The organism is Methanosarcina sp. UBA289 (assembly GCA_002496565.1).
Lineage (GTDB): Archaea > Halobacteriota > Methanosarcinia > Methanosarcinales > Methanosarcinaceae > Methanosarcina.
The window spans coordinates 798,232-814,004 of record DAKJ01000018.1 but is presented as its reverse complement, the minus strand read 5'-3'; the positions used below and the strand labels follow the sequence as shown (position 1 = coordinate 814,004).

At 40.2% G+C, this 15,773-nt stretch carries 16 protein-coding genes and 1 tRNA gene; 10 read left to right on the top strand and 7 right to left on the bottom strand.

The window, feature by feature from the left end; genetic code table 11:
• Positions 1–152: 152 nt before the first annotated feature.
• The 5 genes from BP549_RS11460 (at position 153) to BP549_RS11440 (ending at position 8,547) form a co-directional block, all read left to right on the top strand.
• The gene (locus tag BP549_RS11460) at positions 153–404 is read left to right on the top strand and encodes a glutaredoxin family protein (RefSeq protein ID WP_292376767.1); all 252 of its coding nucleotides are present in this window, start codon (positions 153–155) and stop codon (positions 402–404) included.
• A gap of 90 nt (positions 405–494) precedes the next feature.
• Positions 495–2,879 carry an anaerobic ribonucleoside-triphosphate reductase gene (gene nrdD / locus BP549_RS11455; RefSeq protein WP_292380679.1) on the top strand — a complete coding sequence of 795 codons (2,385 nt, stop codon included), beginning with the start codon at positions 495–497 and terminating at the stop codon, positions 2,877–2,879.
• A 49-nt stretch (positions 2,880–2,928) separates the two neighbouring features.
• Positions 2,929–3,726 (top strand): anaerobic ribonucleoside-triphosphate reductase activating protein, encoded by a 798-nt coding sequence (locus BP549_RS11450; RefSeq protein WP_292380676.1) that lies wholly within the window; start codon positions 2,929–2,931, stop codon positions 3,724–3,726.
• 413 nt (positions 3,727–4,139) lie between these two features.
• On the top strand, positions 4,140–5,162 hold the full coding sequence (gene thiL / locus BP549_RS11445; RefSeq protein WP_292376764.1) for a thiamine-phosphate kinase: 1,023 nt from the start codon (positions 4,140–4,142) through the stop codon (positions 5,160–5,162).
• A 184-nt stretch (positions 5,163–5,346) separates the two neighbouring features.
• A complete protein-coding gene (locus BP549_RS11440) occupies positions 5,347–8,547 on the top strand; it encodes an S-layer protein domain-containing protein (RefSeq protein WP_292380673.1) in 3,201 nt (1,066 codons plus the stop codon).
• Positions 8,548–8,783: 236 nt separating this feature from the next.
• Here BP549_RS11440 and BP549_RS11435 read toward each other — a convergent pair whose 3' ends face one another.
• Positions 8,784–9,305, bottom strand: a complete 522-nt coding sequence (locus BP549_RS11435) for a helix-turn-helix domain-containing protein (protein WP_292376762.1) — start codon at positions 9,303–9,305, stop codon at positions 8,784–8,786.
• 418 nt (positions 9,306–9,723) lie between these two features.
• Between BP549_RS11435 and BP549_RS11430 the strand changes: the two genes are divergently transcribed.
• The 3 genes from BP549_RS11430 to BP549_RS11420 all read left to right on the top strand — a co-directional run bounded on the left by BP549_RS11430 (position 9,724) and on the right by BP549_RS11420 (position 12,430).
• On the top strand, positions 9,724–10,755 hold the full coding sequence (locus BP549_RS11430; protein WP_292380669.1) for an ABC transporter substrate-binding protein: 1,032 nt from the start codon (positions 9,724–9,726) through the stop codon (positions 10,753–10,755).
• Between the two features lie 120 nt (positions 10,756–10,875).
• Positions 10,876–11,664: an ABC transporter permease gene (locus tag BP549_RS11425; protein WP_292376760.1), complete on the top strand. Its 789-nt coding sequence runs from the start codon at positions 10,876–10,878 to the stop codon at positions 11,662–11,664.
• A gap of 1 nt (position 11,665) precedes the next feature.
• Positions 11,666–12,430: an ABC transporter ATP-binding protein gene (locus BP549_RS11420; RefSeq protein WP_292380667.1), complete on the top strand. Its 765-nt coding sequence runs from the start codon at positions 11,666–11,668 to the stop codon at positions 12,428–12,430.
• Positions 12,431–12,525: 95 nt separating this feature from the next.
• Here BP549_RS11420 and BP549_RS11415 read toward each other — a convergent pair whose 3' ends face one another.
• From BP549_RS11415 to BP549_RS11395, 5 genes are all read right to left on the bottom strand, one after another.
• Entirely contained in the window at positions 12,526–12,954 is a 429-nt protein-coding gene (locus BP549_RS11415) for a polymer-forming cytoskeletal protein (protein WP_292380664.1), read from the bottom strand.
• 397 nt (positions 12,955–13,351) lie between these two features.
• Positions 13,352–13,558, bottom strand: a complete 207-nt coding sequence (locus BP549_RS11410) for a TRAM domain-containing protein (protein WP_292380828.1) — start codon at positions 13,556–13,558, stop codon at positions 13,352–13,354.
• Positions 13,559–13,609: 51 nt separating this feature from the next.
• Complete coding sequence (locus BP549_RS11405) at positions 13,610–13,816, bottom strand: TRAM domain-containing protein (protein ID WP_011306043.1); 207 nt, start codon at positions 13,814–13,816, stop codon at positions 13,610–13,612.
• 55 nt (positions 13,817–13,871) lie between these two features.
• Complete coding sequence (locus BP549_RS11400; protein WP_011033303.1) at positions 13,872–14,078, bottom strand: TRAM domain-containing protein; 207 nt, start codon at positions 14,076–14,078, stop codon at positions 13,872–13,874.
• A gap of 57 nt (positions 14,079–14,135) precedes the next feature.
• The gene (locus tag BP549_RS11395; protein WP_048122563.1) at positions 14,136–14,342 is read right to left on the bottom strand and encodes a TRAM domain-containing protein; all 207 of its coding nucleotides are present in this window, start codon (positions 14,340–14,342) and stop codon (positions 14,136–14,138) included.
• Between the two features lie 524 nt (positions 14,343–14,866).
• Here BP549_RS11395 and BP549_RS11390 point away from each other — a divergent pair.
• A tRNA-Lys gene (locus BP549_RS11390) sits at positions 14,867–14,940 on the top strand.
• A gap of 226 nt (positions 14,941–15,166) precedes the next feature.
• Here BP549_RS11390 and BP549_RS11385 read toward each other — a convergent pair.
• Complete coding sequence (locus BP549_RS11385) at positions 15,167–15,301, bottom strand: hypothetical protein (RefSeq protein ID WP_292376755.1); 135 nt, start codon at positions 15,299–15,301, stop codon at positions 15,167–15,169.
• A gap of 293 nt (positions 15,302–15,594) precedes the next feature.
• Here BP549_RS11385 and BP549_RS11380 point away from each other — a divergent pair, with 293 nt between their 5' ends.
• The gene (locus BP549_RS11380; protein WP_128506349.1) at positions 15,595–15,765 is read left to right on the top strand and encodes a ribbon-helix-helix domain-containing protein; all 171 of its coding nucleotides are present in this window, start codon (positions 15,595–15,597) and stop codon (positions 15,763–15,765) included.
• Positions 15,766–15,773: the final 8 nt, after the last annotated feature.

The following is a 15,773-nucleotide window of genomic DNA, read 5'->3' as shown; positions in this document are numbered from 1 at the left end:
TTGTTTTATTGCTTAACGCGCTTTGCACCTGCGCGCTCACTCTGCAAACACTATAGAAAAACAAAATATGTAAGAAAGAAACAAGACCCGAGCAAGAAACGGCAACTAAAAATCAGATTAAGAATTAGAGTAAAATCAGAGGGACGTAAAGCATGGCAAAAATAATCATATATACAACGGAACGATGTCCGAAATGCAGTAAATTAAAAAATTTCCTAGAAGCACACTCAATTGCTTTTGAGGTAGCAGATATGTCTACTCCCGAGGCCCTAACGGAACTGCGTTTCAACGGAGTCTTTACAGTGACAGCGCCTGTTTTACAGATCAATGATACATTCCTTACGCACGAGGAGCTTTTCATTGGGGGAGAAGTAAACCCTGAAAAAATCCAGGAAATCCTGTGATAAAAGAGATCTGAAATTAAAATAAATTGAATATTTCTGCAAATTCCGCTATTGAATTTCATTATTAAAACAGCTACTGAAGATGAGAAAATGACAGCCGAGATTCTCTTACCCGACGACCAGTTATCTGACAACCAGTCAGCTCAAAAGACACTTGAAGAGTTGTCCGCCTCTTCTTTCCCAAAAGATGACCAGTTATCTGACAACCAGCCAGTGCAAAAAACCCTTGATGGGCTGTCCGTCTCCCCTCTACCCAGGGTAAGGACAACAGATGGTTTCATTCTTAACTGGGATAGGAACATCATTGTAAACCAACTCCTTAAGGAAACTAAATTAAGCGAAATCTTCTACAATAAACCCTCAATTACAAAAGAGGAAGCAATTGAGATTGCAAGGGAAGCAGAAAAGATAATTAAAAAGATGAATCTCAAGTTTCTCTCAGGCCCACTTATCCGGGAAATCGTAAACAATATTCTGCTTGACAGGGGGCATGTTGAATGGAGAAACATCATGACCAGGGTTGGGGCTTCGGTCTACGATGCATATGAAATTGATACCGGATACGGCTTTGAGGCAAATGATAATGCAAACCAGTTGAACAACGCGGAAACCTCACATAAAAGGAAAGCCGACAAAATGTCCAAGGAGCAAAATCTCCTTCTCATGCCAAAAGAGCTTGCCGACCTTCACCTTAATGGGGATTTCCATATACATGACCTTGAATATATGGGCACAAGGCCTTTTTGCCAGGATTGGGATCTTCGTTACTTTTTCTACTATGGTCTCATGCCCGATGGAGTTGGAACCCAGTCAAGCGTAGCAAAACCCGCAAAAAATGCTGAGGTAGCTTTCCTTCATGCTGTAAAAGCTATGGGCTCGGCTCAGACCAATTTTGCAGGCGGACAGGGTTTTTACAATTTCCTGACTTTTATGGCTCCCTATTTGGAAGGTAAGTCTGAAACCGAGATCAGACAGCTTATGCAGATGTTCGTCTATGAAATGATGCAGATGATGTGCGCAAGAGGCGGACAGACTGTCTTTTCATCTGTGCAGCTTTCCCCTGGAGTTCCGAAGCTCTGGAGAAATATTCCTATTGTTGCTATGGGTAAGGTTTGGGACGGCAAGCAGGCTCCACTCAAGACCTACAGAGAATTTGAAAAAGAGGTTCGCCTCGGATTTAAGGCGCTTATGGATGTCATGCTTGAGGGAGATGCCTGGGGCAAACCTTTTAGCTTCCCCAAACCTGAAATTTCCATTGAACCTGACTTTATGGAAGAAGACGAAGAATTCAACAGGGTTCATCCTGAGATTCCGACTTACAAAGATCTGTATAGGATGACCTTCGAGCTGGCTGCCAAATTCGGGACTCCTTACTTTGATAATCAGCTCCCGGAGTACAGGGGTGCAGGAGAAGGAATTTCATGTTATCAATGCTGTGCGTATCAGTTTTCTGCAAACCCTACAGATGATAAAGAATTCGACGACAAACTTCATTTCAGGAACGGAAAACATTTTTCAATGGGCTCATGGATGGTCCTGTCTTTAAACTGTCCAAGGGCGGCATACAGGGCTGAACACGATGACGAAAAACTTTTCAATGAACTCAAAACCCTGATGAACAAGGGTGTGGAAGTTTTCAAGATCAAGCGAAAATGGATGAACAGTCTGATTAAGAAAAATAGGATTCCCTTTGCAGCCCAGTGCCCAAAAGATCCGAATACAGGGGAAAAAGGAGCAATTGCTGTGGATTTCGAAAGCCTTGTGTATACTATAGGAGTGGTAGGAATCAATGAAATGGTTCAGTACCATACAGGCTACCAGATCCACGAATCTCCTGCTGCATATAAGCTTGCGATCAGGGCTATGTTTGAAATGAAAATGCACGCTCAAAAGCTTTCAAAGGAAAACGGTATGGAAATTGCTCTTGCAAGAACGCCTGCGGAAACGACTGCCCAACGCTTTGCAGTCTCGGACCTCCTTCATAAGGAGTATGCCGACAAGGCCGAGTTTACAATTAAAGGGAATTTAGAGACCGCAAAGCGTGAGCTGAATCAGACGCATGATCTGCCAATCTACTATACTAATGGGACTCATGTTCCACCTGGTGCAGATATCTCTCTGCCTGAAAGGATAAAATACGAACATACCTTCTTCCCAATTGTAGACGGTGGAAATATTATGCATATCTGGCTTGGGGAAGGAAAACCTGATCCAGACGGCCTTCAGGAGCTTGCAATGCATATAGCAAAGAATACCCAGACAGGTTACTTTGCCTTTACCAAGGATATGACCGTATGCACCGACGAAGGATATGTAGCCGATGGATTGCTGGATAGATGCCCGAAGTGTAGGTCTGAAAATGTGCAGCATCTCTCAAGGATTACAGGATATCTTCAGTCGGTTGAAGGCTGGAACAAAGGCAAACGCCAGGAACTTCTGGACAGAAAGCGATACAGCACAAGGGAACTCAGGTAAGAGTCCCTTAATCCTTTTTAAATATGAAAAATGTGAGAAACGGTAGGCTATGAAAGTAAACTACGCAGGCACTGTCTCGCTCTCGACCGTGGACTGGAGAGGGAAAGCCGTAATTACTATCTTTTTTCGGGGATGCCCCCTTCGCTGCCCCTACTGCCAGAACCATCCCTACATCCAGGGATTTAACTCTGTAGAACTGGAGTTTGTGGAAGAGCAGATTAAAGAATCGAGGCCCTTTGTAAGTGCAGTTGTATTTTCAGGAGGAGAACCTCTTATGCAGGAAGCAATTATTCCTCTTGCGGAATTTGCAAGAGAAATAGGGCTTGCAATTGGGGTTCATACAAACGGCTGTTACCCTGAAATGGCAAGCGAATTGGTTAAACGAAAGCTGGTTGATAAATTTTTTATTGATATAAAAGCTCCCCCGGATGATTCCGCACTTTATGGAAAAGTTACGGGATGCGGAGAATCTGAAGCGATGAAAAAGAATCCTGAACAGATTACTGCATCTGTAATAAAAACGCTTGAGATTGCAGATTCCTGCGGCCTGGAGCTAGAACTCCGGACAACGTTAATCAGGGATTTTATCGGAAGCAGGGAAGAGATTGCCAGTATAGCTGCCTGGATCTCAAAACATGTGAAAAATAAAGGATTTATATATGCATTGCAACAGGGAATTCCGGAATATAGCTTGCAGGAGAATTTAAGGGAATTCCGAGTTCTAGAACGGGAAGAACTGTACGAACTCGGGAAAGTTGCAAAACGTTTTCTGGAAAACGTGAGGATAAGAACAAAAGAAAGTGGAGAAGAAGTAATCTCTGATTCTGTACGAGAATCCAGCTTCTGATATGGATCTGACAGTTTACTGATACTAACTTATCTTTTGTACTTTTCTTTCTTGTCTGCTTCCTTAAAAGGGTAAACTGACTCTTTTTAAGCTTTTGTGTAAAACATGTTTTAAGTTCAAAGGAATTTGAAGTTTACAGAAGTCTTATAAATCCCAAAGGATAAAAAGCAAATGAGAAGCCTTTGAGAAATTTATTCGAGAAATTTATTAATTCTATGCCTAGGGATAAGTGTTAAAATTTTTGGGAATATCTTATTGAATACTGAAAATACCTCTGAGGATATTACTAAATTTTTGTGTAACTTTGTGCGTTACACAAATTAAATAAAGGAGAGGAACTCAGTGCACTTTGACTCATAGAGAGCATGTATTTATAGAAAAGAAAGCAAAAGTCATATTTTTCAAAAAAGACCATGAAAAACACAAAAGTATCTTCAGTCGGAGAACGCGCTCTAATCTCCATCTTATCTGAGATTTTCAAAGCACCTGATGGCAGGGAGAAAGGACAGGAAGGAATCCTTATAGGCGCCGGTTCGGATGACTGCGCTGTTCTTGACCTGAAAGGAGAAGACTGCCTGGTTGTTACTACTGATATGCTGCATAGGACTACCGATTTTCCGGAAGAGATGACCCCCTGGCAAATGGGCTGGATGTCAGCAGCCGTAAATTTCAGTGATATTGCAGCCATGGGTGCAGAGCCCACAGGGCTTGTCATGGCAATTGGAATGCCTGCAGATACCGAAATTGCTTTTGTTAAAGAACTTGCAAAAGGTATGCAGGCGTGTGCCGAATTCTGCGGGACTGCGATTATCGGAGGTGACCTTGATACCCACGCAGAACTGACAATTACGGGGACGGCACTTGGCAGAGTAAAAAAAAGCCATCTCCTCCTGCGGCGTGGAGCAAGGCCAGGCGACCTTGTCTGTATCACTGGATATACAGGATCTGCAGGGGCAGCCCTGGAAGCCCTTCAATCGAGAAAACCAGTGAGTGAAACAGTCCTGAAGGCGCTTTTTGAGCCCATTCCACGCACGAAAGAAGCCAGAATACTGGCCGAGTCCGGAGCAGTAACATCCATGATGGATACAAGTGATGGCCTTGCGATGTCCCTTTACGACCTTGCCAAGCAGAGCAATATAGGCTTTAGAATTCGGGAAAATTCACTTCCCATCCTCAAAGAGGTCCGGAAATTTGCTTCAAATTCGGACAAGCTGAGGGAATTTGCCCTGTACATGGGCGGAGATTTCGAACTTCTTATTACAATTGACCCCCAAAAGATGAAAAAAGTACAAAATATATGTAACTTAACTGTTATAGGAGAATGTACAAAGTATGAAGCAGGCATTGTACTCGAATCCCCGGAATGTAAACTTATAACTATAGAGCAGAGAGGATACCAGCAGCTAAAAGCCGAAGCTGCTGAGAGATTATCTTGAGTTAATACCAAATAAGACTTTAAATCCCCCGATCAAAAACTAGAGTTATGGAAATAATAAAAAATATTAATAAAGAAACTTCATGAAAATTATAAAAACAAAGTAAATTTGAAAGATTTTGATATAAAGATTTGATATAAAGATAACAAATAGAATTTATGCACAATGTTTAGAAGGATGAAACATGAGTAAAGCTATTTTACAAATATTTACAGCAATTCTGGTACTAGGGTTACTTTGTGGAGCTACAGCTGCAGCTCCCAGTATAGTGTCAGACCCTACACCCTCACAGAATTCGACTGTTATAGGAATAGTGGGTGAAACTCAAACCTTCACCATTCCTTTAAATGAAACAGCAAATGTTGTATGGACTGAAAATGGAAATAGCACAACAAGTTCTACTGGCGGGAATAATATTGCGACTCTCAGTCATGTCTTCCAGTCAGGTTCGTACAAGGTGACAGCCAGTGTAGAAGGAGAGCAAATAGCAGCCTGGAACGTTGAAGGGAAAGCAGCCGGAGGATTATCTGTTAAGACTGACCCCTCCGAAGGAGATATTTCAGTAGATAAAGGAGTGTCTAAAACTTTCAAAGTCAACTCCAGCACAGATAACCAAAACATTAATGTTGAATGGTTTGTTGAAGACAAATCACAGAAAAAAGAGGAAAGTGTAACCTCTTCTTCATACGATTTTCAAGAGGACAGTACAGGAAATTTTACCCTCAAGGCAGTGATCAGCGATCCTAATTCTGTTTATGAGTCATCGACAAAAAAGTGGACTTTGAACGTCGGACCCACAGACAATTCAACTGGAAACAGGATATGGGAAGAGGGAATGCCCGAAACCTACACATGGACCGCCCAGAGTTACTCAGGCTTCTATTATGACCTTGACTCAGGAGTATCCTCTGAAGAGATGACCATTACAGATATAGGTAGAAGCATAAAATCAGAAAATATTGAATACGTAACAAGACCTACTGAAACTGATTTTGAATACAGTAAATGGGGTTCGTACCAGATAATCGGATTCATGGCAGAGAAATACTTTGCAGGTTATACTAAAAATGGATCTGAAGTTGTAGGAGATGACGTCAGCCCTATTTCTGATGGGGTTCTTTCCAAGATTCTCATAGATATTGACGATAAAAAATCAGCGAATGCCGGAGATTCTCTTGTTCTCGAGGAAGGATATTCCCTGAAAATCGTGGAAGTGGATATCAATGGAGAATCTGTCCGGGTACAGCTCGAAAAAGATGGAGACGTAGTAGATGAAGCTTTTATCAGATCTGGTGAAGACTATGTCTATGAAGCTGATCTTGGAGAAACAGAAGATATACCCATAATCATTGCTCATTTCGGCACGGTTTTTCAAGGAGGTGAGACCTCCGCTGTCTTCATACAGGGTCTTTTCCAGATTTCGGACGAGTACGTAGAACTTGAAAACGGAAACACATTCGGAGAAATGGAAGTAACCTCCCTGAGCAGCAATGAAATAAAGATGAAGAATGATGATAGCGTCGGACTTGATAAGGGAGATACAGTAGACCTAATGGGTAAAATACAGATTCAGGTAGCTGATGACAACAAACTGCGCTTTGCCCCGGTCCTTGACACTTCGGAAGCCGGTACCTACGAGCTGCGCGGAACTGTCTATGACGAGAAAATCGATGGTGACTCACTCCCCAGCTGGACACCCTTTAACTTTGAAGGTTTCTATTACAACATAGATGAAGGAATTGGGACTGAAAACCTTACAGTAGAAGAGCTTGGAGATAGAGATATACCTTCAGATAAACTTGTCTACAAGTCCACACCTCAAGCCGTTGATTTTGAACACAACGAATGGGGAAACTTCACAGTTATTGGTTTCATGGCAGACAAATACTTTGCCGGATATACTGAAGACTCCGTGGAAGGAGCTGTTGATGATGTAAGTCTTCTTTCGGACAACATTCTTTGTAAAGTACTTACAGACAACGACGACAAAAGGTCTATGGATTCAGGTTCTGCCCTTGCCCTTGAAGATGGTTATTCTTTGAATATCGTGGAAGTGGATATCAACGGAGAATCTGTCCGGGTACAGCTTGAAAAAGATGGCGATGTAGTAGATGAGGCATTCCTCAAATCTGGCGATGATTATGTCTATGAAGCTGATCTTGGAGAAGCAGAAGATGTGCCCATAATCATTGCCCATATCGGCACGGTTTTTCAAGGAGGTGAGACCTCCGCTGTCTTCATACAGGGTCTCTTCCAGCTCTCGGACGATTACACTGAAATCAACAATGGAGATTCCTTTGGTGAGATGGAGGTTACCAGTGTCTCTGAAAGTGGCATCACAATGAAGAACGATGGTAACATCGGACTTGGCCAGGATGAAACCGTTGAGGTCATGGGTAATGTCAGTTTCAAAACTGCTGATGACAGTAATCTCAGGTTCTACCCCTTTGTAGAGGTTGAAACCGGTGGCAATGGAGACGACAACAACTCACTGAAAATAAATGTACCTGATAATATCTATGCAGGAGATACATTTGATATCAAAGTGACTGCAGGTGGAGAAGAAATCGAAGGCGCTAATGTTTTGGTTAACGAAAGCAGTGTAGGCGAAACAAGTGACGATGGGGTTGTCGAGTATACCGCTAAAGAGATTGGAACCTTCAAGATAACTGCAGAAAAGGATGACTACAAAACCGCAAACAAAAATATTAACGTCAGTGCTCCGAAAGAAGAAATGATAGTTACCATTTCACCGAAGACAGTTTATGTTGGCGACACCCTGAACATTGAGGTTGTCAAGGCGATCGGTGGCGAGCCCATTAAGGGTGCAGCTGTATCGATTGATGGAGATACCATTGCCAAAACAGATTCCGACGGAAAAACTGCCTATACGACAGATAAAAGTGGCAATCTGGAATTGAGCATAACAAAGGAAGGATTCGAGGATAAGGAAGTAAATGTAAAAGTAAAAGATTTTGAAGCTGTCTTCGAATATTCAAACTTGGTAATTGAGCCTTTAGAGGTAAGTGCAGGAAAGGATGCGGCAATTTCGATAAATATCGGAAATAAAGGCAATGCTGCAGGAAATGAGAGTGTAGAATTGCTTATTAATGGAAACGTAAGCGACTCAAAAGAAGTTTCCCTGGATGTTGGAAATAATACGACTGTAACCTTTGAGTACGCAGAAGATGTGCCAGGAACCTACACGGTAGAAATTGGAGGAGAAACTGCAACCTACACTGTAAAGGAAAAATCTTCCTTACTGCTCTATGCTTTTATAGCCATTATCCTGTTAATAGTCGGTGGAGCTGCTTACTACTTTACAAAAGGCGGTGGGGATATTGGAATGATTCAGGAAAAGTTTAAGGAGTTAATGAAGAAGTAAATCCAGGAAGATAAACTCTTCAGGAAAATGAAATTCAAAAACAAAAAAGAGTAAAGACTTAAAATTCCCGCGTTAACATAAAACGCGGACCCTTTCTATTTTTAAAATAAAAAATACAACTTTGATTTAAATTCAGCAGTTTTTCAGGGTTTTGCTGATAGCTATTCAGTATCTTTTATTTCGCAACACTCATTGTTCCACGCCACATAGATTTATTTTGAATGCCCGACTGTACTTTACTCCATCTTTTTGAGCGCAAGTTCAATCGCATCTAGGAGACTGTTTTTCGGGATAATTGTTGTGACAGGAATATTTAGAATTTTATCCACAGTCGGGCCTACTATAGGAGCGCAGACCAGGGATTTTGCTCCATCTCTTTCGGCGTTAACTGCTGCTATTATGGCTTCTTCCATTGAGGTTGCAGAATATTCCCTGATTGTGACCAGCCTACCAGCTATCTTTTTCTTTGTTTCTACTATATTGTCAAGTACCGTGCGGGCTGCAATTACAGCAATAAAATCTCCACTGTCTGATTCATTAATATCGCGGATTGTTTTAACGATCTGGCGGAGAGTTTTAATATTGGGATCCCGGTTCCCGGACAGGATCTTGTAAAGGGTACTCGGAGGTATATTTGCTTTTTTGGCGAAATCCACAGCAGTGAGGTTAAGATCCTCTTTAATTACAGTGGAAAGTGTTTTTTGAAAAACCTCATCGGATTCGAATGCGGATTTGATAACCTTGTCTGCAACATTCATAAAATTCAACCTTTTAAACTCTGTAAAGAGTTTTTAACGACGGTAAATAATCTACATTTTGCAGGAAATATAGTCCTTAATGAGAACTATGTCCAGATGTATTAATACATTTGGGATATAATAAAAACAGCTTTGAGAGGTTATATATAGGAAGTGTAAAAAAATATTAATATCCAGCAGCGTATATACTTTTTATTATAATTGGAATTCTTATATGGAAATATAAAATTCTTCTCAAAGTAGTTTATTGAGAGATGACAAAAAGAAAGATAGAAAGCCTGTTAATTTTTCTTAATGAAGAAAGACCAAATTTCAAAAAAATGTTATAAAAATGTTATTTAAGTAATGGATGTTATCATTTATATGGATTATCAGTACATGAATTATTACCAGTTGTAAATATTATCGAGGTGAAGCTTTGAAGAAATTAGGTATAATTTTACTCGTTTTATTGATGGTTGCATCTATCTTCGTATCTGGCTGCACATCTAGTAATGAAGGTAATAAAAGTGAAGTAAATGAGACTTCTACACTTACCGAACTGAATATTGGCTATCAGCCAAGTACCCATCAGATCGCATATATGACTGCGGCTGAAAATGGATGGTGGAAATCAGACCTTGCACCATATGGAATAACGAAGATCAATGAATACCAGTTTCCGACAGGAGCTCCTGAAATGCAGGCAATGCTGGCTGGAGACTTGGATGTTGCCTATGTAGGGGCAGCCCCTGTGATCACAGCTCTCAGCCAGGGCCTTGACGCAAAGATTATTGAGCCTGTCCAGATAAACGGTTCAAGTCTTGTCCTTCGGCCCGAGTACAAATACGAAAGCCCTCAAGACTTAAAGGGCCTTAAGATCGCTACTTACCCGCCAGGCACAATTCAGGATACCCTGATCAGGAACTGGCTCAAGGAAAACGGGCTTGACCCTGAAAAAGATGTGACAATTCTTGGAATGGCTCCAGGAGATGCTGTCACTGCAATTTCAGCCAAACAGGTTGATGCTGTATTCCTGCCTCACCCCTCCCCAACAGTTGTAGAAAAGGAAGGTAATGGGCGTATCATATTACAGTCTGGAGAAATGGAAGCAAACCATTCCTGCTGTGTACTTGTCGTAAGTGGAAAACTTATCAGGGAACACCCGGATATTGTGGAACAGATTGCAAAGACACATATTAAGGCAACAGAATATAACCAGGAGCATGTGGACGAAGCTGCCCAAATTTACTCAAACAAAACTTCAGAGAATCTTGAAATTGTAAAGGCATCTCTTAAGGAATGGGATGGAAAATGGATTACAGACCCCGCCTTGATCGAAAACTCAGCTGTCAATTACTCAAACGTTCAGTATGAGCTTGGGTATATTCCAAAAGCCCTGACACAGGAAGAGATCTTTGATACAAGCTTCTATGAGAAAGCAATAAGTGAGGAACAAGCTAAGGAATAACAAAGAATAAAATAAAGTTCGGTTGCCTCTGCATATATAAGGGACAACCTCAAATTCTCTTTTTTCTGAGAGATAAAATGTGCCGGAAAGGTAAAAAAGTAAGAATCCTTTTAAGTAGACATGAAAAATAATTTCATAAAAACAATAAAAGAAAATGGTATTGAAGCACTGTCTCTAATAATAGTAATTGCGATATGGCAGCTTGTAGCGGATAGAATAGTACAGAATAAGTTGCTTCTGCCTAGTTTTTATGATGTAACCACCTCTTTCTTTTCAATCATTGAAAGTGGACTAATTTTCACGGATGCACTGACAAGTCTGCTTCATTTCTCAATCGGTATTATTGCAGCATTCGTAATAGGAATTCCTCTCGGAATAATTATGGGATGGTTCAAGGAAGCAAACAGAGCAATTGATCCTATAATAGAGATACTTCGCCCGATCCCCCCTCTTGCCTGGATTCCCTTTGCAATTGTATGGTTTGGATTGACTCATCAGGCTGCGGGTTTCGTTGTGTTTGCAGGAATGGTATTTCCTATTATTGTCAATACTTATACTGGGTTTAAAAATGTACCTAAAGTTTATGTTGAAGCAGCAAAGGTTCTTGGTTGTACCCGAAATTTGGATCTTATACGTCATATCGCAATTCCCTCAGCTATGCCTTCAATTGTTGCAGGAATCAGGATTTCCATGGGAGTCGGTTGGATGTGCCTTGTAGCTGCGGAAATGTTTGGAGTTAGTAACAGGGGACTTGGATATCAGATCTGGCACAATTATTATCTACACAGGATGGATTTTGTACTCGTTTATATGATCCTGCTAGGATTCGTGGGCCTTTTAATTGACCGCTTCTTCAGACGTTATGTAGACGCAAAATTACTGAGATGGACATCAGGAACTGTGGTATAAAATGGGCAGAGTAAGTGTAAAAAACATTTCACGTATTTTCACTAAAAAAGAAGACAATTCAGGTACAGAAGCCTTACATAATGTGAGCTTTGATGTTGAAGACGGAGAGTTTATCTGCCTTCTAGGACCGTCCGGCTGTGGGAAGACCACTCTGCTCCGTATTGCTGCAGGACTTGAAACCCAGACTTCAGGAGAAATTACACTCAATGGAGTTCCTATAACTGGCCCGGACCCTAAAAGAGGCATGGTTTTCCAACAATATTCCCTGTTTCCCTGGAGAACAGTTATCGATAATATTACTTTCGGGCTTGAAATGCAGGGAATTAGTAAGTCTGAAGCCCGGAAACATGTGGAGAAATATATAGAGCTTGTAGGCCTTGAGCAGTTCAAAAATAGTTATCCATATGAACTTTCCGGAGGTATGCAGCAGCGTGCAGCCATTGCACGAGCCCTCGCCAATGAGCCTGAAGTCCTCCTTATGGACGAACCCTTTGGGGCTCTGGACGCTCAGACTCGAAATGTTCTCCAGGATGAACTCCTGAAGATATGGGAACAGAAACATGTGACCTTCCTTTTTGTAACTCACAGTGTGGATGAGGCAGTTGTTCTTTCGGATAGAATAGTGGTCATGACCGCAAGACCAGGAAGAATAAAAGAGATTGTAAAAGTGGATCTTCCCCGCCCGCGATCCAGAACAAGCCCAGAGGTTAACCATTTAAGGGATCGTGTCCTGAGACTTCTGGAAGAAGAAAGGTTCCACAGGTAAAGTACTATGTTTTTGACAAAATAAAGATAAGCCACAATGTGAAGAGGCAAACAAAGAAGAAAAAGAAAAAAATTAAATTCCTGTAGAAAACTCCGTTATTCTTCAGCTCGGATAATCACTTTTGTTAATGGTTCCACTTTTCTGACAATAACTTTTCCAATAAGTTCAAGTGTACCGTCTGCTTTTACGGAGTCTAGTGTGCACCCGGGCCTGACGTGGATATCTCCCTGGCAGGCCGCAACATTTATTTTAGCTCTATCAAGAAGAACGAGTTCAGAATCTGTCTCTATATTACCCAGAACTTTTGCCTCAGAACAGATAAGAGCACTTTTGGCTTTTACATTGCCCTTAACAATAGAACCTTTTCCGAGTTCAAGCCTGCCAGTCACTGTGAGGTTCTTCCAGAACTTCACTTCTTGCCCGACAATTACATTGCCGTTCAGAGTAAGATCTTCCTCAAGAAAAGCCCGTTTTTCAATGATGTAAGTATTGGACCTGGGGTGGTACTTGATAAAACGAATCATTAGAAATCACTCCGGGATACTTTCCCGGCTATATATGTAAAGCAAACATCTCTGAAGCATTGGCAAAAATTTGTCAATTTAGTTTTCAAAATATGATTGAATATCTATTATATAATAGCATCGAATGTTCACTATCAGACGCCGTGAACAAACAATTAAAGCATAAAGAACATGATGAAATACGCAAAAAATATGATCCTATCAAATAAACTGGAAAGACAATAAGTAGATAAGAATATACAGACTATAAACGCACAAAAACAAGAATAGATTAAAGGAAAATAACTCCAAGAATGAAAATTAGGAGATTAATAAGTATGTGAATGGAAAGGAGACTGAAAAATTATATGTAAATATTATTCTTCGGTCTCGCTTTTTTTCGTTTCGAATATCCTGCTTACTCAACAAGGCTGGCAAAACCGTATTTGGGAAGAACCCGTTCGATTTTGATCCGAACCTCATCGCCAACTTTGGTGCCGGGGACAAAAATAACAAAACCTTCGATACGGGCGATCCCGTCTCCCTGGCGAGCAAGATCCTGAATAGTTACGTCGTAAACTTCGCCCTCTTCAACAGGAACTGAGCTGCTTTCATCTCTAAACATGAAAACCATTCCTAATAATTAATTGAAGACGATATGATTTATTTCCCGAGTTTACTCGACGACGCTTGCAAATGCAAATTTGGGAAGTACTCTCTCGACTTTAATCCGAACTTCGTCACCAACTTTGGTGCCCGGGACAAAGACTACAAAACCCTCAATGCGAGCGATGCCGTCTCCCTGACGAGCAATATCCTGAATAGTTACATCGTAAACTTCGCCCTCTTCGACAGGGACTGAGCGACTTTCTTCTCTGAACATGAAAACCATTCCTTTAATTTACTTAATTTAACACAGCTACTTTATTTTCCTGCATTTACTCGACGACGCTTGCAAATGCAAATTTGGGAAGTACCCTTTCGACTTTAATCCGGACTTCATCGCCAACTTTGGTGCCCGGGACAAAGATAACAAAACCTTCAATGCGAGCAATGCCGTCTCCCTGACGAGCAATATCCTGAATAGTTACATCGTAAACTTCGCCCTCTTCGACAGGGACTGAGCGACTTTCTTCTCTGAACATGGGAAATCATTCCTTTAATTTACTTAAATTTAATACAGTTATTTTATTTTCCTGCATTTACTCGACAATGCTTGCAAATGCAAATTTGGGAAGTACTCTTTCGATCTTAATCTGGACTTCATCGCCAACACTTGTATTCGGGACAAAAACTACAAAACCTTCGATACGGGCAATGCCGTCTCCCTGGCGAGCAATATCCTGAATAGTTACGTCGTAGGTTTCGCCCTCTTCAACGGGCACAGGAGCACGTTCATCTCTAAACATTACATTCATTCCTTTAACTTCTATTAATTAGCTTAAGAAAGCTCTATCGACAGAAAAGAGTAAAAAAGTACTTAACAAGCCAAACTTGAACCCAAATTCAGGAAGTACACATTCTACTTAATCTATTTGATTAACTGATCCCCAACAGAGCTTCGGATAAGTCAATTAATTGGTCATACTCATATTCGCTTGTATATAACGTTTTGCTTTAATATCTGTGAAAAAAGAAAAGTAATGAAGTTAGGAAAAAAAATTAACTTCTGATTGTCAGACTTCTGATTTCTAATTTGAAAGATACTTAAATAAGGTCAATTCATTTAAAAAATAAAAATAATCTGAATAAAATAGATTCTTTATAAAATTTAAAAATTTTTGAAAGATTTTTACTTAAAAAGCCTGAAAAAATTCTACAAAATTCAGATTTATTTCGGAAAGATTATAAAGGAAAAGTACCCATGCCGAAACTTATAAATAATTAAAGATCCATTCTGAGAATCGCTTATTTAGCAAGAATAATAATGTGTGGGCCCGTAGCTTAGTCAGGCAGAGCGATGGACTCTTAATCCATAGGCCGGGGGTTCAAATCCCTTCGGGCCCGCTATCGTTATCTATTTCTGAGATTTCGTTAAGTGATTTTGAGTATTCTTTTACTAATTTTGAGCATTTTTCATCGATTTATGGACTCTTTCATTAATTAACTAATAGAATTTTTGTTAATCTTAGTCATTATATAGCAAAATATGGCTTTTAAATCTGGAGCATTATGTTATTTTAATTTTTTATATTAATACCTTATTTCATCCAATGCTATTGCATTATGTACGTCACGGGATATTCGGTGTGTTTTTACTATCTCCGTCTTTTCTAAGCCCGATAATATCTATCCTGTAGGTTACAGGCTTATTGTTCACTGTTTCTCTTATCATTGTAGCAGTAATGCAGAAAATACCCTTGATCAAAAAAATTGTGCCCCGATTTCGTGCTTGATTTTGTCCTAGGTTTATCCTGGATTCTTAAAAATTCAGAATTTCAAATCTGTTATATAAAACCCTTAGATGAAAATCCACTAGATGGGAATCCATTACAGGATTATTTCTGTAGATCGAATTTATAACTCAACAATTTATCCTATAAGGTAATCCCATAACCTCACATTATTAAAATATCAGTAACATATTTGGAAATGACTAATTGATTGTTATCAATTGGTAAAAAATATCAAATATATAAAAATCTAAAAGGTGCAGCTCTAATGCCAAAAGTAAGTGTCGAAATTCCCCAAGAACTTCTAGATGACCTGAATAGACATGTAGGAGATAACAAAAAATTTGTCAGTCAATCTGATGCTATTCGAACTGCTATTCGAAAAATGCTGGATATGATGGATGATATCGATAGAAGGCACGGGAGACTCGACAAATGATTAAAAAT